Below are 20,287 nucleotides of genomic sequence, written 5' to 3'. Positions count from 1 at the left end.
GCGCCGCAGGGGGCGAGCGGTCCGGGTGCCGCGCGCCGGAGGTCCCGCGGACGGCCGCGGACGGCTCGTGGTCCCGCTCCCCCTGTGGCGGCGAGCGGCGCCCCGATGCGGCGGCTCCGGAGCGAGGGCGGCGATGCGGTGGCTCCGGAGCGAGGGCGGCGATGCGGTGGCTCCGGAGCGGAGGCGGCGATGCGTCGGCGGGCCCCGGGCGCCCGGGAGGGTGGCGGCCGACGGCAGACGGCCGAAGCGGGATGCGACCGGTCGGGGCCCGGTGGACGCTGGGTGCACTCGAACCACCCTTGGAGGCGGAATGATCGTGCGGATGCTCCACGAGCGAGGACTACGGAGTGAGCAGGTGTACTGCGCCGCCACGGCGTCCGTGGGCCTGTCGGTAGCGAGCTGGTTCCTCTCGCGGAAGGCCGAGAGCAAGGCCGGGCGGGCTCGTGCGGACCGCTGGGGGATCTTCGTGGGCGAGTGGGCGCCGACGCTCTTCGGACTGGGTATCGCGCTCTCCCAGTACGAGCGGGACGAACTGCACCTCGCCGAGGCGTTCGCGGAGGACGACCCGGAGGGCACGGCGGGGCTCGCCTGACGACGGCCGCCGACGCTCGCGGCGGAGGGGTGCGGTCGCAGCCGCGCAACGGACCGCACCCGGCCCACGTCGCCCCGGGGGGCGGCGCGGAACCGGGTGCGGTTCGGCTTTCACGGCTCGGTCAGGGCGGATCCGCCCTCACCGTGTCGCGGATGTCAGGCCTTGGCCTTCTTGCGGAAGAAGAGGACCGCTGCGCCGCCGGCCACCAGGAGGGCGATGGCGATACCGGCGATCATGCCGACGTTGCTGCTGCTGCCGGTCTCGGCGAGGTTGGGCTCCTCGCTGTCACCGTCGGGGGTGGGCTCGTTCGACTCGGGCTCGTCGTCACCGGTGGACTCCTCAGGGCCTTCGCCCTCGGAGTCGCTCTGGCAGTCGAGGACACCCTCGAAGCGCTCGATCTCGGTGGTGCCGTCCTCGTCGAAGACCACGATCTCGTAGCCCTGCTTGTTCTCGACGGGAACGGTGATGGTGCCGGACTCGCCCGGGGCGACGACCAGCTCCTGGCCGTCGAGGTCGAAGCTGTAGTCCTGCGTGCCGTTGTTGGTGACGGTCACGGCGACGCCGCCGGCGACGCAGTCCTCGGAGGCGGTGACGCTCGGGAGCGGCTCCTCGGTCTCGGCCTCGACCCAGTTGGCGGTGGCACCCGCGGTCACCGAGGACTCGGTGGAACCGGCGAGGATCATGGTCTGGGTGACCGTGTTGATGCCGGTGAAGACGCGACCGACGGAGACCGGGGTGCTGACGCTGGCGCTCAGCGAAGCCGAGCCGGGGGCGGCGTCGGCGGGCACGTCGAAGAACAGCTCGGTGCCGTCGACGACGGAGGTGCCGTCGACGATGTTGCCGGCGGCGTCCACGACGCTGACGCCCTGGGAGGCGGCGTCGGGAGCGGTCGTCACGGTCGCGCCGGACGCGCTGGTGCGGACCTTGACCGGGCCGGCCTTCTCGCCCGCGACAGCACCGACCTGGTTGGGCTCCAGGGCGAGGGAGGGAGCCTCGGGCTCACCGACGACCTGGGCCGAGTCGCGCAGCCAGTCGGCGAGCTTCTCGGCGTCCTTGTTGGTGGGGGTCGCGTCGACGTTGTCGGAGAAGTGCCAGATCGCGGCCTGGGTACCGGCAGCGGCCTGCTCGGCGGTCAGGCTGTTCGCGCCGGCCTTCTCGGCGAGCCCGGCCAGGTCGTCGACCTGGGGGTACGAGTTCTGCAGGATCCAGTGGATCTTGCCTGCCTGCTCCGGCTTCTCCGCGAGCGAAGAGTTGCCCCAGCCGGTCTCCTGGTACTTGTGGTTCGTCTTCGCGCTGGTGCCGAAGTCGATGCAGTACGTCTTGATCGTGCCGCCACCGTCGACATCCATGGTGAACAGGCCGGCGTTGTAGCTACCGCCGCGGTGAGCGACCTTGACGGTGTCGTACGTCTCCAGCTTCTTGAGGGTGGCGGTGGCGCCGCCGGACCTCGGGGAGTTGTCCTCGTCCGCCGCGGCGGTACCGGCGGTGGCGAGCGCGCCACCGGCGAACAGCGCCGTGGCGACCGCTGTCGCCGCGAGGCGGGCAACCAGCCCCCTGCGTACAGAAATCATGTATGTCCCCTCCACGACAGGGCACGGAGTCACGGCCGCAACTCTTTGGGCAGGCCGGTCAGTACACCCGTGCGTACGCCGGGATCGTAGAGAGCCGATCTTGTGGTGTCCCCTTGGTGCCGGGCCATCACGCGCACCGAGGTCCAATCGTTACCTACGCTTGGTCAGATAAGTGGATTTATCTGGCTCCTGGGTACGCAGGCCCCCGCCGAGAGCGCCTCCGCGCGCCGGGCGCGGGCGCCGGGCACGGGAGGCGCGGTGGAAGACCGAGATGCCGTGGGCCAGGTTGTGGCCGACGGCGACCGCCTCAAGGTGCGCGTAGGTCCCCGGGACACCCGCCGCCCGGGGCGCCGCCCCGTCCGTCTCCCTACCCACCGTCGTGGCACAGATTCCCGGCGGAAGCCGAAGTCGGCCGTGGACCACCAGGGGTTCGCCGCACACCACGGACTCCAGGACGTTGACCGCGAGTTCCCGGCGGGCCCAGACGGTGTAGCCACTGACCCAACGGTCGCGCCAGGCGCCCTGTTCCGTGTCGTAGCGACGCTCCGGGACGTCCAACCGGAAACACACCACGCGCGCCCCGCGCGGAGTCGTCCGTCGTTCGACCTTCGAGGAGGCGTGTCCGGTCAGGGTCGTCCAGGTCTCGTTCATGAAGGACACCGTGCCCCGAGGCGGGGGCAGCGCGCTCCGCCCTGTGGACAACTCGGCGGCTGTGGAAAACTCCCTCACCCTCGCGGGTGAGTCGTCGCCCTGCCTCTTCCGTCCGCGCCGGCGGCCTCCTAACGTCCGTGGTGACAGGCCGGACGGACAGACGGAGACTCACCCCGGGCAGGATCGGGGTGGTGCAGGACCGCTCCCCCGCGACGGCGGGCAGCGCAGGGCCCGACGGGGCCGCCCGGGGCAGGACGCACACCCGGGCCGCAGGACACCGGAGGCGCCACGGCGGGAACCATCCGCCGAGGAAGCTAGTGAGGCTCGCCCCCAACGGCGGCGACGAACTGCTCCCTCACCTCCCGGTAACGCAGCAACTCGGCTGCGACAGGTTCGAGGACCAGCGACCGGCCGCAACCGGCGGCGACCCGCCGCAACCGCTCCTCCTCCCGCTGCCCCCAAGCCCGGGCGGGACCACGCGACGCCACACGGCAGGCCCAAGCGAGCAGCGGGGCACCGAGCGACCCCCCGATCAGCAGACCGGCCGGCAGCCAGCCGGCGGCCACGGGGTAGCCGAAGGCAGCCGTCAGCAGCCAGCACATGCCCAGCAGTTGTGCGGTCATCAGAAGTGCCTGACCCACGATGGCGACGGTCCACCACGCCGGGCGGGCCGGACCGGGCCGGACCGCGGCCTCCGGCCCGAAGCCGGGCCTGGCGGCGAGCGCGGCCTCCAGCGCCCCGGGCAGCCGCTCCGCCCCCTTCCAGGCCGCGTCGCGTACCGCCTTGGCCCAGGGGCCCGGCAGTTCGGTGGCGGCGGTGGCGGCAACCGTCCGCACGGCCTCGGCGATCACAGGGCGCGACACCACGGGGGGCTCCCCCAGTCGGCCGGCACGTGCGCTGAGCGCGGGAGGCTCGCCCCGCCTGCTCGCCCGGCGGTCCGCCATGCGCTTGGTCAGCTGGGCCCACGGGGTTCCGCAAGCACGTTCCGATCGCCGCAGCCAGCCGCGTTCGGCCGCCCTGCCGGCGGCGGGTGCGCCGACCGCGTGGGCCAACCGCTCCTCGAACTCCTCCCGCCCCTGCGGCGTGAGGCCTGTGGGTGCCTGGACGCTGTCGGCCACGCATACGGGACGCAGCCTGCGGGTGACGCCGTCGAGGTCGGCTGCCAGCCGCCGCGCGGCGGCCGTCCGGGACCGGACGAGCTCCCCGATGGTCTGGCGGAGGTCGGGAACCCCGTCGCCGGTCAGGGCGGAGAGCGCGAGCACCGCCGCGCCGGGTTCGCCGTGCTCGCCCAGGGCGATCCCCCGGTCGTCGAGGAGCCCTCGCAGGTCGTCCATGATCGCCTCGGCCGCTTCGGAGGGCAGTCGGTCGATCTGGTTGAGCACCACGACGGTCACCTCGGCGTGCCCGGCGAACGCCCGCAGGTAGCGCTCGTGCAGGACGGCGTCGGCGTACTTCTCCGGGTCCACCACCCAGATGACCGCGTCGACGAGAGTGAGCAGCCGGTCGACCTGCTCCCGGTTTTCCGAGGCGACGGAGTCGTAGTCGGGCAGGTCCAGCAGGACCAGCCCGTGGAGCCCGGGGTCGACCAGGTGGGCACGGCGGCGGGACCGCACGGGGACCCCGAGCCGATCGAGCAGTCCCTCGGCACGGCTGGAGCGCCCCGCTTCCCAAGTGCAGGAGACGGCAGCGGCGGTGGTGGGCCGGCGGACCCCCGACTCGGACAGCTGCGCGCCTGCGAGGGCGTTGAAGAGTGCGGACTTGCCGCTGCCCGTCGCCCCGGCGACGGCGACGGTGGTGCAGGCGCGCGGCAGGCGGGTACGGGTCTCGGCTTCGGCGAGGAGCCTGGACGCCTCCTCCAGCGCGGACGCCTCCAGGCGGGTTCGGGAGAGACCGACGAGCTCTCGCAGCGCCGTGAGACGTGCGGCAAGCTCGTGGTCGGCCGGGGAGGGGGGTGTGTCCTCCACCGGCGCGGGTCCCGGCCGGGCCGGAGCGGGAACCGAGATGACGGGCTCGGGCTCGGGGACGAACTCCTCGCCGTAGGCGTCCACCCGCGAGGACGTCCGTTGCTCCGGGGGTGGCGGCGCCTCCACCACGCGTGCCCTCCTGGCGATCACTCCGTCGTCCCAGTTCTCGACCCGTCGGGGTGCGGGGGCTGCGGGGGTGTCCTCGTGCACGGTGTCCTCCTCATGCTGCCTGCTTGTCGATGGGGGTGGGGCGACCCGGCCCAGCGGTACCGGGGCGGCCTGCTCGGAGGCCGCTGGCGCGGTGCGGTCCGACCGCGTGCCGCGGGGAGGGGCGCGTGCTGCGGGGTGGTCGCATCGGCACCGGGGTACCGCGGCCGGCGGTCTGCGGGGGCCTCGGGCCGGGTGGCCGGCCCGCTGCGGTGTGGCGCGGCGGGACAGGGTGCGAGCAGGTGGAACGGCGTTCGGCATGGGCTTGGCCGGACGTGCCCCGCCTGCCTCCGGGACGGTACGAGGGCGGGGCGGTGGCCGAGAGTCCGTGCGCGGGCCCGACGGATGGCGACTCCGAGGTCCTCGCCGCGCGCTCGTGCGGGCGCCTCCCGGGCCCCTGCGGGGCCGTGGGGTCGCCGCCCGCCGGTCCCGCGGGTGCGTACCGTCAGCCGCCGGTGCACCTAGGCGGGTGTGTGCCGCTTGAGGACGGACAGGGCCGCGATCAGCTGGACCTGGTGGTCCACACTCACCTCCAGCCGATGCAGGGGCGCTCCTCTGCGGTCGCGTTCGGTGTTGATCACTCGCTGGACGAAGTCGGCGATCATGCCCTCCGCCTTCTTGCGGAGTCGTCCCGAGGCCGACGAACCGAGCAGTGCGCTCAGCGCCTCGGTGGCCGGTGCCGCGTCCCGGGCTCCGAGCAGCCCGGCCAGCAGGAGCGCGGAAGTCTCGCCGCCGTCGCCGGGGGGTGACGGACGGTCTTCCCCGCCGACGTCCCCGGATCGGGTCGGACCGGCGTCCAGCGCGATTCGTACCTCCTCCTCGGCGAGCTCCTCCAGGCAGCGGCGCAGCCGCCGGACCAGGATCCCCGCCCGTTCTCGGGCCCCTTCCAGGTCGTCGCTGTCCGGGGTCGGCGCCCCGGGCTGCGTGAGCCAGTTGTCGGTGGTCTCCTCATCGGCCGCCATGACGGCTTCGGCGAGCACGCTGGTCATGCCGTCGGTGAAGGCGTCCAGCAGCTCGTCGCTACTGGAGTCGTCCGGGAAGGCCAGCCACTGGGTGCGGGCCTGCCCCGTCAGAAGCCCGCCGTCGGCCAGCGTGTCCCGGACCCGCCGGCCCGCACCGTCGAAGGCGGTGCGCAGCTGCTGGTCCAGCCGGGACGCGGCGGCGGTCTGGGCGGCGGCGGCGTTGGCGAGGGCGGTGACCCGCCCCCGCAGTTCCCCGAGCGCGCCGATCGCGGTACGGGAGGCTGCGACCGCCCTGACGGCCGGGTCCTGCGCGTGCTGGGAGAACCACTTGCGCAGGCCCGCGACGGCGGTGGAGGGGAGGACGCCGGTGCCACCGCGTACGGACTCGGGCAGTTCGGGGACGGTGAAGCAGGGGACGTCACCGAGGCCGGCGCGGTCCAGCAGGGTCTCGTAGTGGTGCGACACCTCCCCGGCGACCTGGTGGGGGACCCGGTCCAGCACGGTGACGAGCGTGACCTGCCGGTCCCGGGCGCTGCGCAGCAGGTTCCAGGGCATGGCGTCGGCGTAGCGGGCCGCGGTGGTGACCAGCACCCAGATGTCGGCGCTGCAGATCAGGTCGGCGGCGAGGTCGCGGTTGTGCGCGATGAGGGAGTCGATGTCGGGGGCGTCGAGGAGCGCGATCCCGCAGGGGACGGATCGTGAGGTCTCGATGACGAGGGTGGGTTGGCCGCCCGGGCTCTCGTGCGGTGGTGTGGCAGGGGCGAGTTCGTCGTCGTCCTGCCTCGGCATCCACATGCGGTCGAGCTGCGGCAGGACGCGCGGGCCGGCGAACCAGTGGTGGTCGTCGGGGTGGCAGACGAGGACGGGCGTGCGGGTGGTGGGGCGCAGCACCCCGGCTTCGGAGACCCGTCTGCCGACAAGTGAGTTGATCAGGGTGGACTTCCCCGCGCCGGTCGACCCGCCGATGACGGCGAGCAGTGGTGCGTCGGGCTCGCGCACGCGCGGGATGAGGTAGCCGTCGAGTTGCGCGAGCAGTTCGGCGCGGGACCGGCGCGCGCGTTCGGCTCCGGGCAGGGCCAGGGGAAAGCGCGCGGCGGCGACACGCTCCCGCAGTGCGGTGAGCGTGTCCAGCAGTTCGGACTGAGCCTCCAAGATCGCCACATGCGAAGAATGCCCAATTTCTGCGGTTTTCTGAAGCATTTCCCGCCGAACTCGCCGATCGCTTGCAGCGGCCCGCTCTCACAGCCATAACGACTGCGCAACACCACCCGCGTGAGCCGCCCAAATCGCTGCGCCGATCCGAGTCGCCTGCGAGTATCGGGGCTGCTTCACCGGATCCCCACATCTGGGAGCCCCGGCGAAGCGCCCGGCGCGATCTCCCCGACGCCCTATCCTGTGCCCTGGCACGGCGCGGCAACGGGGCTGACGTCCCATGCCCCCGTAGCTCAGCGGATAGAGCAGGTGCCTTCTAAGCACTTGGTCGCAGGTTCGAGTCCTGCCGGGGGCACCACCAATCCTCGCCGCTGCCCCGTTCGTCTGCGCAGGTCAGTGCGGTTCGAACGCGGGGCCCGCCACCGTGCCCGCGTCTCTCCCGCGGCACCTGCCGGGCCGGCCCCTCGACCGGTGGGAACGAGCGCCCGCAGTCCACACCGGAGAACACCCGAACGGCCACCCGGCGGCAGCGGCGCCCGAGCCGGTCCGGTCGCGGCAGCGGAGCCGGACGGGAGGCCCGTCGCACGCCCCCGGCGCACGCGACAACGGCACAGCAGTGTCACCCGTTCGGCTGTTACTCCATACGCGCCGACGGTGGCCCTCCCCCACCACCGCGATGCCGTGGCGACACCGGCGGACCCACCAGGACGGCGCGGGCTCCGCCGCCCCGGGCGGCGGACGCGACCCCCCGGCGCGCAGTGCGGTCGCGACGCCGGGGGACGTGGCGGTGGCGGGCCGTGCGGTCGCCACGACGGCGGACGGGCACCAAGGGGCCGTGGCGGCGGCACCCGAACACCCCGACCCGACACCGACAGCCGCGAGCCCTGGCCGCGGGAGGGGCAGAGACCGGTCCGATCCGCGCGGGACCGACCCCGACCCCGGCCACCGCGCGGATCGGGTACCGCTCCGGGTACTCCCACCCGCCACTGGCACCTCGCGGCACACGGGCGCGAGGCGCGATCGACTCGCCCGGCGCCCGAACAGCACCTGCCGGGCCACCCGGGGCGGCAGCTCCGACTCCCCGTGGGCCCCGGGCGGTCGGCATCGGACCCGCGCTGCGCCCGCCGCCGGCGGCTCCTCGGGGCGGACCGTGTCCGACCTCGTGGGCCGCCGCTTGCCGGCCGCAGGAATCACCGCAGGTGAGAGCGGGCCGCCCGGACGAGGACCGGCCCGGCGGAGCAGATGTCGAAAGTTTCTCGACCGCATCCCCGCATACGACGACTGACCCCGGGCATGCGATACGACGAACGGGTGATACGCGAGCTAGGCCGGGAAGATGATGAATTCTCCCCATGCCGCTTCGTCACCAGATCGTCCCGATCCTGGAGGCACAGATGAGCGCCGAAGGCAGCACCGACCGCGTCAAGGGCAAGGCCAAGGAGGCCGTGGGCAAGGTCACCGGCAACGACCGGCTGAAGGCCTCCGGCAAGGCCGACCAGGCCAAGGGCACCGCCAAGGACGCGATCTCGGGCGACAAGTAGCCCCGAGGCCGCACCGGCGGCCCCACTCTCGCCGCGCCACACTGCGGCCGGCGGGACGTATGACACCCCGACAGCGGGCGCTCCACACCTCGTGGAGCGCCCGCTGTCCGTCGTGCCCCCGGTCAGGCGTCGACGCTCCGCGTGGGACCCCGCCACCTGCTCGGCGGGCGGGGCCCCTCCCAGCATCGCTCCCGCACCCCGGGCCACCACTGCCCTGCCCTCGGCGAGCCCCCGGCCCACGCGCCCCGTCGACCCCGTCGTCGGCTGCCCGCCCCCGGGGGCGCCGCCGACCGCTCGCTCGCCGTCCCGGAGCTCCCCCAGCGGCGCACCGGCACACACCCGGTGGACCCGACCGGCTCACCCGCCCGGGTCCGCCGTCCCGCACCGGACTCCGCCCCGGCCGTGGCCGACGGTCCCGTGCCGTGCCGCGCCGTCCCGCACCGCGCCCGGACCGTGACGGGGCATCCGGTGGCCCCCGGGCCCGAGACCGCGGTCCGGTCCGCCGTGCGCAGTCCGTTCGCCCGTCCGGCGCGCCGTTGCGGCTGTCCGCCGTTGCGCCGTTGCGGCGGTCCGGTGCTTCCCGCCGGCCCGTCCGTCACCGCCCTCCGGTGAGCAGACGGCAAAGAGCCCCGGCCGTGTGGGGTGCCGCCTCCGGTTCGAGGTGGCACCCCACACGGCCGGGGGCCCGGTGGGTGCGGGGTGTGCGAGGGGGAAGGCTCGCGTTCCGGCCGGCCCTGGAGCAGTGGCGGACCTGGTCGGCGGCCCCGCGCCGCGTTCCGTCGGACACCGCGTCGACGGTGGCGTCCGACAGCGCCCGGTGACGGGAAGCCTCCTCCTGTCAGGGGCGCCGCCCTGTCCGCGGCATACGGACGGACGGGTCAGAAACGCCCACGTGTGATGCGGGTGAGCGGGCCGTGGCGCTGGATGACCGTGGCACGGCCGACAGCGAACGCGCCGCCGACCAGCCCTGCGAGACCTGCCGCCGCACCGGCGGCGACGGTCTTGCGGTGCTTGAGCAGCGTCCAACCGGTCGCGGCCTGGGACGCGAGGTCCCCGACGGCGTCCTTCGCGGCGGCAGGCGCGGCGGCGGCCTTCACGGCGACACCGGACACGGCGTCCTTCGCAGCTGCGGGCGCGGCGGCGGCCTTCCCCGCGACACCCGACACGGCCTCCTTGGCCGCCGCGGGGGCGGCGGTCGCCTTGTCCGCGAGGCCGGATGCCTTGTCGGCCACACCGGACGTCTTGGACGCCGCGGTGCCCGTTGCCTTCTTGGCGGTGGACGAGGCCTTGGTGTTGGCGCGGCGCGTGGTGCTCGACGCAGTCTTCTTGGCGTTCTGCGCCTTGCTGCGGCCACCGTTCTTACCGGCGTCGTCGCTCTTCTCCTGAGCCATCATTCCTCCTGCTCCTCTTGCTACTTGCCTACCGGTTCTGCTTTCCGGTGGGGCTGTCGGCAAACAATTCCGCTATTGGTCGCGGCGCGGCAACAGCGTTCCCAGCGGCCCGAGATCGAGATTCAGGTCGTCCATGGTGAGTCCGTGGCGCTCCGACAGCTCCTCGATGCGCTCTTCGAGCAGCATGAGTGTCATTCCCACGCGTTCTTCCTGGTCCTCGCTCAGGTCGCCGTGGTCGACGCGTCGCAGGGCGGATCGCTCCATCAGCTGGCGCAGCAGCTCGACGACGGTGAGGACGAGCTTGATCAGGTCGCGGTCGACGGTGTCGGGTCCCGTCTCCCATCTGGTCGTGGCGGGGCCGGGGGCGCTGCCGTGCTCGGTGATGTCGGTGACCGGCGCCAGGGAGAGGGCGCGGACGGACTCGCGCAGCACGTCGTCCACGGGGTCCGCGCCATCGGCTCGGCCGGTGGGTACGGTGCCGTCGGGGGCGCGGGCGGGCGGTTCGTCCGGGAGTCCCGGGGCGCGGCCGGGTTCGGGGGTCACCACGGCGCGGGGTGATCGGGCTCGATGGAGCGGATCACCGCGCGCAGGTCGATGTGGACCAGGTCGACGTCGGCGATGGAGAGCACCAGGTCACCGGTGAGGACGGCGCCGCTCGCCAGGAGGCGGTCCAGCAGATCGATGAGGGCGACCTGCCGTGGCGCCACGCCGCCCGGCAGGGGTTCATCCTCCATGCGACGTCACCGGGCGCACGAAGGAGTAGGGGGCCCAGGGGCCGGTGACCTCGACGTGGCGGCCGGCCGCCGGGTCGGCACAGGCGGTGACCGCGGCGTGGAGCGCGTGGACGGCACCGCGGGGGACGAGCCAGGCGTCGTTGGCGATGTTCTCGCCGGGTCCCTCGGCGAGTTCCCCGGTCTGGAGCCGGTGGGCTCGCTGGTCCACGGCGTGGCCGGCCGCGGCGTCGCGGACCCCGCGGACCAGCGCGGCGATGTCGCGGTCGGCGTCGGCCCTGGCCCGGCGCCGGGCGCGCCGCTGTTCCAGGTAGGCGCGGCCGGGGCTCTCGGGGGGCGTTTCCGTCGCCGCCGACTCGGGCGCCGAGGTCGTCGGGCCACCGGCGGCCGCGGGGGCGGCCCGGTACGCCTTGACTCCGACTTCGACGAGTCCGTCGAGTCTCCGCAGTTCCGCGTGGATCGCCTCGGCGGATTTCCGGAGGAATTCACCGACGCTGTCCTCCGAGGGGTGGACGGTGGCGATTCTCATGGGCAGCACGGTGGTTTCCCGAAATGCGGACTCGACGACCGCGTTGTGGGCGCGGGCGACGTGTTCGAGCCAGGCCAGTTCGGCTTCCTGAGGGCGCTGTCCGACCATTTCGATATGTCGGGGTTCCACGGAGCTGACCAGTGCGGTGACGTCCCCGGCGGTGACGGTGCGGACCGGCGCGTCGGCGACGCCGGTGAGGTGTCCCCCGGGCGCGCCGACCTCCCCTGGCCGCGCGGCGGTGACGGCGTAGAGGTAGACCGGCCCGCCGGGGCCCTGCGCCGGGTGGTCGTCGGGGAGCTGGGCTGTGGTCATGGGGCCGGGTCGTCCTTCGTGGTCTCCGCAGGGGCCGGGGACCGGTCCAACTGCGCCTGTCGGGACTCGTCCCGGAGGAGGCGCAGCTCCTCGCGCAGCCGCTGGTTCTCGGCCTCCAGCGCGGTGGTCGGACCACCGTCGACGGCTCCGGCGGCGGGGCGGGCGCGGGAGGAGAGCGAGGGGTCGTGCTCCCACCAGTCGATGCCCATCTCCTTGGCCTTGTCGACGGAGGCGACGAGCAGGCGGAGCTTGATGGTGAGCAGTTCGATGTCGAGCAGGTTGATCTGGATGTCTCCGGCGATCACGACGCCCTTGTCGAGGACGCGTTCGAGGATGTCGGCCAGGTTGGCGGACGATCCCTGCCCGGAGGCGGCCGGCCCGGGGCCGTCACCGAAGAGCGACACGGTCGGTCACCTCCTCGCCGGAACGGGCATGTGCGGTGCGGTGGTTCTCAGGCATCAGTGGTGGTCTTCCGGTTGCGTGGGGCGGGGGGCTCGTCCTCGGGTTCCTCGTCGAGGAGTTCGGCGTCCTCGTCCCACTCCTCGTCCCACTCCTCGGGCTCGGCGGGGTTGCGGCGCGCTGCGAGGGAGTCCGAGAAGCGTTCGACCCGCTGGGCGACCGCCTGGCGTGCCACGTCACGGACGGCCGGGAGCAGTTCGTCCCGCACCTGGCCGCCGAGGTCCGCCAGGACCGGGGGCAGGGCGACGCCGCCCTGCCCGCCGCCGGCCGCCCGGCGGCCGACGAGGTAGATCCCGACGCCGAGCGCCACCTTGGCCTTCTTCGTGCGTCCCAGCAGGTAGCCGCAGGCCACTGCCGCGCCGATACCGGCGGAGTTGTTCACGGCCTTCTCCTCATCGTCCGGTCGGGGCGCCCGTCGCGCCCGTCAGCCCCGTCTGCGTGCACGTTGCATCTCCTCCAACTCCTCCAGTCGGTCGAGGAGCTGGTCCTCCTGTTCCTCGAACTCCTCCTCGGTGATGCGTCCGGCGACCAGCTCCTTCTCGAGCCGGGCGAGTTCGGCGCGCACCGGGGCGGGGTCGTAGTACTCGTCCTCCGCGACCCGGACGACCTGGTCCAGGACCCAGACCGATCCGCGGAGCGGTGCGAGCGGGAGCAGGAGCACTTCGGACAGCAGTCCCATGTCGCCTCCCGTCGTGGGGACCGGCGCCGGCCGCCGGCCCGGGGGCTGTCCGCCCCCGGGCTGTGCGGCGGCGGTCCGGCCCTGGCGCTACACGAAGCTGTAGGGCGGCAGCGGCCCGAACAGCCGGACGTCCCATCCTTCGCCGAGCCGGTTCTGCTCGGTGGTGACGAGCCGCCCGAACTCCTCGGCGCCCGAGACCGGCACCAGGTAGGAGGCTGCGAGGCTCTCCTCGGCGGCGGCCTCGGCGGCCCGGGAGTCCCCGGCTGCCGGTGCGAGACGCTGGTGGAGGTCGGCGCCGTCGGCCGCGCGCCGGGTGGCGATCGCCCGGGAGACCGCCTCGCCGAGGGCGACCTGGTCCTCGTGCGAGGCTCCGGGGCGCTGCGCGCGCTGCCGCAACTGCCGGATCTCGTCGGACTCCTGGGTCACGTCGCGGATGACGTCGACCTCGGCGCGGCTGGCCTTGACGTGGAACTCCACGCAGTCGCCGATGCGTTGCAGTTGCTCGACGAAGTCGGTCGAGCGCTCGGCGAGCACCTCGCGGATCTGCGACTCGTCGGGGGCGATGTGGCCGAACTGCATCGGCAGGACGGAGCCCTCACCGAGGAGCGAGTTGAGGACCTCCTGGTGGGCCAGGAGGTGGCGGCGCCGCGCCTTGAGGTCCTCCGGGACGTCGCTGATGTAGGCCTTGACCTCCCCCGCCTGCACGACGCGCAGTTCGGCGGGCGGGTCGCCCACGCCGACGAGCGAGTCGGTGCGCGCCGGGTGGTCGGCGGCGGTGATGGCGTACAGGTAGCACGGCACGGTGTTCACTGCTCCTTCTGCCTGGCCGGGCGTCGGTTGGAGGACTTGCGGGCGGTGCGCTTCTCCTCCTGCTTGTCGTCCTCGGAGTCGTCGCCGCCGCCGAGGGACTCGCTGATGGCTTCGACGGCGCCGCCCAGGACGCCCTTGGACTTGCCGCGGGCGCCGCTCTCGGTGGCCTCGCCGACGATGTCGGTGAGCTGGCTGGGGGCCTTGCGACCGGACTCCAGGTCGAGGCGGTTGCACGCCTCGGCGAAGCGCAGGTAGGTGTCCACGCTGGCGACGACGATCCGGACGTCGACCTTGAGGATCTCGATGCCGACGAGGGAGACGCGGACGAACGCGTCGATCACCAGGCCGCGGTCGAGGATCAGTTCGAGGACGTCGTAGAGGTTTCCGGAGCCGCCACCGCCGGTGGGGCTCTGCTGCTGTGCCACGGTCACGTCGTACTCCTTCGTTCGTCGGGCTGCCTCGCGGGCGGCCGAGTCGCCTCAGCGGCGCCGTTCGACCTCGCCGCGGCTGTAGCGCCGCACCATCTCGTACTCCAGGAGCAGGCCCTGGTGGTCGAGATCGACCCGGTAGCTGGCCATGACGCTGGTGGTGGGCGGTACACGCTCCAGTTCCAGGACCTCGACCTGCGCGGTCCATCCGTCGTCGGTCCGCCGGACCGAGGAGACGGACTGGGCCTGTCGGTCCAGCAGCATCGCGAGCTCACTCGCGGCCTGCTGCACGATCTGCGACACCGGAAGGCGTCCGCCGCTCTTCTCGCTCTCGGTCATAGCCCCGTCCACTCGGGCGGCCACTCGGGTCACGTGCTCTTCACGCTCACGGCCGCAACTCCCGGGTGCCCGTGCCCGGTGGCCGCAGTGCGGCACTTCCGGCCACAGGCGGGTGGGCGACGGATCCAGGCCACGACCAATCCGACATGCTTCGGGCGGACAGAACAGCAAAGGGCACCAACGCACCCGTGATGAACTGCGCATCACTCGCGCGGAGCGACCCGAGCGATGCCGGGACCTGTCGTGATCACCCGAACACTCCCTGCGGGGAGAACGCGCTGACATGTGAGGACGCGGAGCGGTACCCATTACCGACCAACTGGCGTGCTATCGACGCTACTTACCGGCACGGGGCCGGGACTCGTCGACGACTCCCCCTGATTTCGGCCTTCCGAGCGGGTACTCGATGACTTGTTCTGTTTGCGTGGGGCGGGAGAGGGCGGAACGCCCCGACTGGGAGGATGGCGGCATGCCGGACGACCACCCCCGCGCCGCAGCACCCCGCAGCGAGGAACCGCCCCGACGGGAGCACCGCGCGCTGCCGGTGTGCGCGCCGGGCTCGAACGGGCTCAACTTCGTGATCCGCGGCTACGAGGAGCTGTTGACCCGCGACACCGTCTGGGGCGAGCACTCGCACTCCTGCGGTGAACTGATGTGGAACGAGTGCGGTGCCTCCTCGGCGGTGGTGGGCGCGCGGGTGTGGACGATCACCCCCGCGATGGGCCTGTGGATGCCCGCGGGCACGCTGCACGCGGGGACGGCCCCGGCCGGTACCCGGATGCGGGCGGCGTTCTTCGGCTACCGCACCACCTCCCCGATCTCGGACCGGCCGGTGACCGTGGAGATCACGCCGCTGCTGCGGTTGCTGCTCGACCGACTGGACGAGCCGGAGCTGGCCGGCCGCTCCCGTGAGGTGACCGAGGCGATGGTGCTGGACGTCCTGACCCCCGCCGCCCACGAGCTGTTCGTGCACATGCCGAAGGGGCCGTTGCTGCGGCCGATAGCCGAGGCGGTGCGCAGGCACCCCGCCGACCGGCGCGGACCGACGGAGTGGGCGCAGGAGCTGGGCGTGAGCGCCCGCACGTTGGCGCGTGCCTTCAGCGCGGAGACCGGAACGAGCTTCGCCCGGTGGGTGGCGGCGGTCCGCGCCCAGCACGCCATCGGACTGCTGACCGCGGGGTGGGAGGTGGAGAAGGTGGCGGCGGAGGTCGGGTACCGCTCGGCCAGCGCGTTCGGGTTCGCGTTCCGCCGGACGACCGGTCTCACGCCGGGGAGGTTCCGCGCGGACTGAGTCCTGCGCCACACCGCGGTACCGGGGACGGAAGAGCCGAGCGGTCACGCCTGACCTCGCTCCGGCGCCGCGGGGTGCCCGACGAGGAAGGGCGCCAGCCGCCCGGGTCGCGGGTCGGCCGGGAGCACCGCAGGACCGGAACCGGCCGAAGCCGCCCCAACTCCCCACGATCGATTGGGGAGTTGCGCAGAAAGCTCGCGCGGCAACCGTTCGGGAGCGGCGGCGCGTGGCGCGCGCGGGCTCACCCCCGCCCGATGGGCGCGGCGCGACGGAGTCATGATCCGGCCGTCGCGGGACCCGACACGCTGTCCGTTTCTCGACAGCGCATGTCCATCTGGCTCGGTTGCGTCATCGAACACCCTGGCCATAGATTACCAAGGACAGCCTTACCTAACTTGTTGGGCGGCTCGCGCACGGCTTTCGCCACGGCACCTCCCGGCCCGGAACCAGCGCGGAGCGGCGCGCCCGACCGGCACACATGTGGAGCGTGTTCCCGTGCGAGTACCTCGCGTTCTGGTCACCGCGGCGACCCTGATGGGTCTCACCGCCGTCACCGCCTGCGGCAGCAGCAGTGACGACTCCGGCAACGGCTCCGACACCGGCAACGGTTCGGACAACGCCGCGAGCGAGGACTCGGGGCAGTTCCCCATCACGATCGAGCACGCGCTCGGCACCACCGTCGTCGAGTCGGCCCCGGAGCGGGTCGCCACGGTCAACTGGGCCAACGACGAGGTCCCGCTGGCCCTGGGCGTCGTGCCCGTCGGCATGGCCAAGGCCAACTTCGGCGACGACGACGGCGACGGCATCCTGCCCTGGACCAAGGAGCGGCTGGACGAGCTCGACGCCGAGGCGCCCGTCCTCTTCGACGAGACCGACGGGATCGACTTCGAGGCCGTCGCCGACACCTCCCCCGACGTCATCCTCGCCGCCTACTCGGGGCTGACCGCCGACGACTACGAGACGCTGAGCGAGATCGCGCCCGTCGTCGCCTACCCCGAGACCGCCTGGGGCACCTCCTGGCGCGACACCATCACCCTCAACAGCACCGCCATGGGCATGGCCGAGGAGGGCGAGCAGCTGATCGCCGACCTCGAGCTCCAGATCGAGGAGACCGTCGCGGACTACCCGGAGCTGGAGGGCAAGTCCGCGATGTTCATGACGCACGTCGACCCCGGTGACGTCAGCGAGATCGGTTTCTACACGGCCCACGACACCCGCAGCCAGTTCTTCGAGGACCTCGGGCTGACCGTCCCGGGCTCCATCGCCGAACTGTCGGCGGAGACCGACCAGTTCGCGCTGCGTCAGAGCGCCGAGCGCATCGACGTCTTCGACGACGTCGACATCATCACCGGCTACGGCGACGAGGAGGGCGAGCTGCTGCAGACCCTGATCGACGACCCGCTGGTCTCCAAGATCCCGGCCATCGGGCGCGGTTCCGCCTACCTGCTGCCGGGCAGCACCCCGCTGGCCACCGCCGCCAACCCGACGCCGTTGTCGCTGTCCTGGGTCCTGGAGGACTACGTCAAGGCGCTCGCCGAGGCCGCGGGCAAGGTCGAGTGACCACCGCGACACATGACGGGCCGGACGCCGTGACGCGGCGTCCGGCCCGCGTTCGACTGCTCTGGCTCCTGGGCGTCGTCGTCCTGCTCGCCTTCCTGATGGTGGCCTCCGTCGCGCTCGGCTCGCGCTCCGTCGCGTGGTCGGACGTGTGGGCGGCGCTGGGCGGCGCCGACGGCTCCATGGAGGAGGCGGCGGTCACCAAGCGCATCCCCCGCACCGTGCTGGCGGTGATCGTCGGCGCCGCACTCGGCATCTCCGGCGCCGTGATGCAGGGGGTGACCCGCAACCCGCTGGCCGACCCCGGCATCCTCGGCGTCAACATGGGCGCCTCCCTCGCCGTCGTCGTCGGCGTCGCCTTCTTCGGGCTCTCCACCGCGACCGGCTACGTGTGGGTCGCCATGGCGGGCGCCGGGTTGGCCGCCGTCTTCGTCTACACCGTCGGCTCACTCGGCCGCGGCGGGGCGACCCCGCTGAAACTGGCGCTCGCGGGGGCGGCGACGTCCGCCGCACTGGCATCGCTGGTCACCGCCGTCATGCTGCCCCGGAACGACATCGCCGGCGGCATCCGCCTGTGGCAGATCGGTGGCGTCGGCGGCGCGTCCTTCGAACGCATGGGGCACCTGCTGCCGTTCCTCGCCGTCGGTTTCGCGCTCTGCCTGCTCTCCGCGCGCGCACTCAACTCGCTTGCCCTCGGGGACGAGTTGGCGGCCGGTCTCGGCGAGCGGGTCGCGCGGGCGCGTGCCCTCGCCGCACTCGGCGCGGTCGTCCTCTGCGGCACCTGCACGGCCGCCGCCGGGCCGATCGGCTTCGTCGGCCTCGTCGTCCCCCACATGTGCCGCCTCCTGGTGGGCCCGGACCACCGCTGGCTGCTGCCGTTCTCCGCGCTGACGGGCGCCTCGCTGCTGACCGCCGCGGACGTGATCGGCCGCATCGTGGCGCGCCCCTCCGAGGTGGACGTCGGCATCATCACCGCGCTCGTCGGCGCCCCGTTCTTCCTGTACATCGTCCGCCGGCAGAAGGTGCGTGAGCTGTGAGCGCCGACCTCCTCACCCGCCCCGCCGGGACGGACCGCGTCACCACCGCGGCCGACGTGGCGCGGGGCCGGTCCCGCCGCGCACGGCGCCGCCGCACGGTCGTGCTGGTCCTCCTCGTCCTGGTGGTCGCCGGGTTCGCGGTGTCCCTGATGTTCGGCCGCACCAACTACTCCGCGTCAGAGGTCATGCGGGTCGTCCTCGGCGAGCAGGTGCCCGGCGCCTCGTTCACCGTGGGCCGGCTCCGGCTGCCGCGCGCGGTGCTGGCGGTGTTCGCCGGGTTCGCGTTCGGCCTGGCGGGGGTCACCTTCCAGACCATGCTGCGCAACCCGCTCGCCAGCCCGGACGTCATCGGCATCAGCTCCGGCGCGAGCGCGGCAGCGGCGGTCGGCATCATCGTCTTCGGGCTGAACGGCACCGCCGTCTCGGTGCTGGCGATCGTCGCCGCCCTCGGGGTGGCGCTCCTCGTCTACCTGCTGGCCTTCCGCGACGGTGTCGTCGGTACCCGGCTGATCCTCATGGGCATCGGCGTCGCCGCGATGCTGGACAGCGTCACCGCCTACGCGCTCTCCCGCGCCGCCGAGTGGGACCTCCAGGAAGCGATGCGGTGGCTCACCGGCAGCCTCAACGGCACCGGTTGGAACCAGGTCACCCCGACGGTGCTGGCGGTGCTGGTCCTCGCCCCGGTCCTGCTGTGGCAGTCGCGGAACCTGTCGGCGCTGCAACTGGGCGACGACACCGCCGCCGCACTGGGCGTCCGCGTGGAACGCACCCGGATCGTCCTCATCGTCGCGGCGGTCGGACTCATCGCCTTCGCCACCGCCGCCGCCGGGCCGATCGCGTTCGTCGCGTTCCTCTCCGGCCCGATCGCCGCCCGGATCGTCGGACCGGGCAGCTCGCTGCTGGTGCCCTCGGCCCTGGTGGGAGCCCTCCTCGTACTGGTCGCCGACTTCGTCGGCCAGTACGCGCTGGGCACCCGCTTCCCCGTCGGTGTCGTCACCGGTGTGCTGGGCGCGCCCTACCTCGTCTACCTGATCATCCGTACCCACCGGGCGGGAAGCTCACTGTGACCACCACCCCCTCACTGACCGCCGAGGAACTCAGCCTCGGTTACGGCGACCGCACCGTCGTCTCCGACCTCGACCTGGCCGTCGCCCCGGGCGCGATCACCGTCATCGTGGGCGCCAACGCCTGCGGCAAGTCCACGCTGCTGCGGGCCATGTCCCGCCTGCTGGCGCCCCGCACCGGGCGGGTCGTCCTCGACGGCAGGCTGGTCCACAAGATGCCGGCCAAGGAACTCGCCCGGACCCTGGGCCTGTTGCCGCAGTCGCCCATCGCGCCGGAGGGCATCACCGTCGCGGACCTCGTCGGACGTGGCCGCCACCCGCACCAGGGCGTCTTCTCCCGGTGGAACGAGCGGGACGACGAGGCCGTCGCCGAGGCGCTGGAAGCCACGCAGACCGCCGAGCTGGCCGACCGCGCCGTCGACGAGCTCTCCGGTGGCCAGCGCCAGCGCGTGTGGATCGCCATGGCGCTGGCGCAGCAGACGGACGTGCTCCTGCTCGACGAGCCGACGACCTTCCTCGATCCCAGTCACCAGATCGAGGTGCTCGACCTCCTCACCGACCTCAACCAGGCCCGGGGCACCACCATCGTGATGGTGCTGCACGACCTCAACCTCGCGGCCCGGTACGCGGACCGTCTCGTCGCGATGGCCGGCGGCCGGATCCACGCGCAGGGCGAGCCGGCGGACGTCCTCACCGAGGAGAACGTGCGGGCGGTGTTCGGGCTGGAGAGCCGCGTGATCACCGACCCGACCTCGGGCCGGCCGCTGATGCTGCCCATCGGCCGCCACCGGGTGTTCGAGCCGGTGGCCGGCTGAACCGTGCGGCCGGCCACCGGGGTTCCGCGACCGTCCGCGTCCGCACCGGCACTTCGCGCGACTGCCGACCGTGCCGCCGGGACCGCTCCGCCCGGACCGGCCCGGCGGGTCACGGATGCGGCGGATCTGCTGCGCGGTGAGGTCGCCTCCCTGGCCTCGTCTCACGGCTGGGTCGACAACTGATCGATCGGCCCCCCTGGCCCAC

General features: G+C 73.1%; 21 protein-coding genes and 1 tRNA gene. 8 read left to right on the top strand and 14 right to left on the bottom strand.

The window, feature by feature from the left end; all coding sequences use genetic code 11:
* Positions 1-322: 322 nt before the first annotated feature.
* Positions 323-592, top strand: coding sequence for a hypothetical protein (locus HCJ92_RS00985; protein WP_338053950.1), 270 nt, complete (start codon positions 323-325; stop codon positions 590-592).
* 155 nt (positions 593-747) lie between these two features.
* Here the strand turns inward: HCJ92_RS00985 and HCJ92_RS00980 are convergent, their stop codons facing one another.
* The 4 genes from HCJ92_RS00980 to HCJ92_RS00965 all read right to left on the bottom strand — a co-directional run bounded on the left by HCJ92_RS00980 (position 748) and on the right by HCJ92_RS00965 (position 7,108).
* On the bottom strand, positions 748-2,163 hold the full coding sequence (locus HCJ92_RS00980; RefSeq protein ID WP_167931414.1) for a thioester domain-containing protein: 1,416 nt from the start codon (positions 2,161-2,163) through the stop codon (positions 748-750).
* A gap of 150 nt (positions 2,164-2,313) precedes the next feature.
* Positions 2,314-2,814, bottom strand: coding sequence for a single-stranded DNA-binding protein (locus HCJ92_RS00975; protein ID WP_167931413.1), 501 nt, complete (start codon positions 2,812-2,814; stop codon positions 2,314-2,316).
* A gap of 314 nt (positions 2,815-3,128) precedes the next feature.
* Complete coding sequence (locus tag HCJ92_RS00970; protein WP_338053949.1) at positions 3,129-4,988, bottom strand: GTPase; 1,860 nt, start codon at positions 4,986-4,988, stop codon at positions 3,129-3,131.
* Positions 4,989-5,446: 458 nt separating this feature from the next.
* Positions 5,447-7,108, bottom strand: coding sequence for a dynamin family protein (locus tag HCJ92_RS00965; RefSeq protein ID WP_338053948.1), 1,662 nt, complete (start codon positions 7,106-7,108; stop codon positions 5,447-5,449).
* A 273-nt stretch (positions 7,109-7,381) separates the two neighbouring features.
* Here HCJ92_RS00965 and HCJ92_RS00960 point away from each other — a divergent pair.
* Both HCJ92_RS00960 and HCJ92_RS00955 read left to right on the top strand, forming a co-directional pair.
* Positions 7,382-7,457: transfer RNA gene (locus tag HCJ92_RS00960), tRNA-Arg, on the top strand.
* A gap of 1,036 nt (positions 7,458-8,493) precedes the next feature.
* A complete protein-coding gene (locus HCJ92_RS00955) occupies positions 8,494-8,640 on the top strand; it encodes a CsbD family protein (protein WP_167931426.1) in 147 nt (48 codons plus the stop codon).
* 878 nt (positions 8,641-9,518) lie between these two features.
* Here HCJ92_RS00955 and HCJ92_RS00950 read toward each other — a convergent pair.
* The 10 genes from HCJ92_RS00950 to HCJ92_RS00905 all read right to left on the bottom strand — a co-directional run bounded on the left by HCJ92_RS00950 (position 9,519) and on the right by HCJ92_RS00905 (position 14,318).
* Complete coding sequence (locus tag HCJ92_RS00950; protein WP_167931411.1) at positions 9,519-10,031, bottom strand: hypothetical protein; 513 nt, start codon at positions 10,029-10,031, stop codon at positions 9,519-9,521.
* A gap of 72 nt (positions 10,032-10,103) precedes the next feature.
* Positions 10,104-10,577 carry a gas vesicle protein K gene (locus HCJ92_RS00945; RefSeq protein WP_420824655.1) on the bottom strand — a complete coding sequence of 158 codons (474 nt, stop codon included), beginning with the start codon at positions 10,575-10,577 and terminating at the stop codon, positions 10,104-10,106.
* Entirely contained in the window at positions 10,571-10,765 is a 195-nt protein-coding gene (locus tag HCJ92_RS00940) for a gas vesicle protein (RefSeq protein ID WP_167931410.1), read from the bottom strand. The genes HCJ92_RS00945 and HCJ92_RS00940 overlap by 7 nt, the downstream gene beginning before the upstream one ends.
* On the bottom strand, positions 10,755-11,603 hold the full coding sequence (locus HCJ92_RS00935; protein WP_167931409.1) for a GvpL/GvpF family gas vesicle protein: 849 nt from the start codon (positions 11,601-11,603) through the stop codon (positions 10,755-10,757). The genes HCJ92_RS00940 and HCJ92_RS00935 overlap by 11 nt, the downstream gene beginning before the upstream one ends.
* Positions 11,600-12,007, bottom strand: a complete 408-nt coding sequence (locus HCJ92_RS00930) for a gas vesicle protein GvpJ (protein WP_167931408.1) — start codon at positions 12,005-12,007, stop codon at positions 11,600-11,602. Before HCJ92_RS00930 ends, HCJ92_RS00935 begins: the two co-directional genes overlap by 4 nt.
* 47 nt (positions 12,008-12,054) lie before the next feature.
* Positions 12,055-12,444, bottom strand: a complete 390-nt coding sequence (locus tag HCJ92_RS00925) for a hypothetical protein (RefSeq protein ID WP_167931407.1) — start codon at positions 12,442-12,444, stop codon at positions 12,055-12,057.
* Between the two features lie 42 nt (positions 12,445-12,486).
* Positions 12,487-12,741 (bottom strand): gas vesicle protein GvpG, encoded by a 255-nt coding sequence (locus HCJ92_RS00920; RefSeq protein WP_167931406.1) that lies wholly within the window; start codon positions 12,739-12,741, stop codon positions 12,487-12,489.
* An 87-nt stretch (positions 12,742-12,828) separates the two neighbouring features.
* Positions 12,829-13,551 (bottom strand): GvpL/GvpF family gas vesicle protein, encoded by a 723-nt coding sequence (locus HCJ92_RS00915; RefSeq protein WP_167931405.1) that lies wholly within the window; start codon positions 13,549-13,551, stop codon positions 12,829-12,831.
* Complete coding sequence (locus tag HCJ92_RS00910) at positions 13,548-13,982, bottom strand: gas vesicle protein GvpJ (protein WP_167931404.1); 435 nt, start codon at positions 13,980-13,982, stop codon at positions 13,548-13,550. Before HCJ92_RS00910 ends, HCJ92_RS00915 begins: the two co-directional genes overlap by 4 nt.
* A gap of 48 nt (positions 13,983-14,030) precedes the next feature.
* Positions 14,031-14,318, bottom strand: coding sequence for a gas vesicle protein GvpO (locus HCJ92_RS00905; RefSeq protein WP_167931403.1), 288 nt, complete (start codon positions 14,316-14,318; stop codon positions 14,031-14,033).
* 469 nt (positions 14,319-14,787) lie between these two features.
* Between HCJ92_RS00905 and HCJ92_RS00900 the strand changes: the two genes are divergently transcribed.
* From HCJ92_RS00900 to HCJ92_RS00880, 5 genes are all read left to right on the top strand, one after another.
* On the top strand, positions 14,788-15,609 hold the full coding sequence (locus tag HCJ92_RS00900; RefSeq protein WP_167931402.1) for an AraC family transcriptional regulator: 822 nt from the start codon (positions 14,788-14,790) through the stop codon (positions 15,607-15,609).
* 534 nt (positions 15,610-16,143) lie between these two features.
* On the top strand, positions 16,144-17,169 hold the full coding sequence (locus HCJ92_RS00895) for an iron-siderophore ABC transporter substrate-binding protein (protein ID WP_167931424.1): 1,026 nt from the start codon (positions 16,144-16,146) through the stop codon (positions 17,167-17,169).
* The gene (locus HCJ92_RS00890) at positions 17,166-18,203 is read left to right on the top strand and encodes an iron chelate uptake ABC transporter family permease subunit (RefSeq protein WP_167931401.1); all 1,038 of its coding nucleotides are present in this window, start codon (positions 17,166-17,168) and stop codon (positions 18,201-18,203) included. Before HCJ92_RS00895 ends, HCJ92_RS00890 begins: the two co-directional genes overlap by 4 nt.
* The gene (locus tag HCJ92_RS00885) at positions 18,200-19,270 is read left to right on the top strand and encodes an iron chelate uptake ABC transporter family permease subunit (protein ID WP_167931400.1); all 1,071 of its coding nucleotides are present in this window, start codon (positions 18,200-18,202) and stop codon (positions 19,268-19,270) included. Before HCJ92_RS00890 ends, HCJ92_RS00885 begins: the two co-directional genes overlap by 4 nt.
* Positions 19,267-20,082 (top strand): ATP-binding cassette domain-containing protein, encoded by an 816-nt coding sequence (locus HCJ92_RS00880; RefSeq protein WP_167931399.1) that lies wholly within the window; start codon positions 19,267-19,269, stop codon positions 20,080-20,082. The genes HCJ92_RS00885 and HCJ92_RS00880 overlap by 4 nt, the downstream gene beginning before the upstream one ends.
* The last annotated feature ends 205 nt before the right edge of the window (positions 20,083-20,287 follow it).

Origin of the sequence: Streptomyces spiramenti (genome assembly GCF_012034385.1) — a bacterium.
GTDB classification, from domain to species: Bacteria; Actinomycetota; Actinomycetes; order Streptomycetales; family Streptomycetaceae; genus Streptomyces; species Streptomyces spiramenti.
The sequence above is the reverse complement of the archived record's forward strand: the minus strand, read 5'-3'. Positions and strand labels throughout refer to the sequence as shown.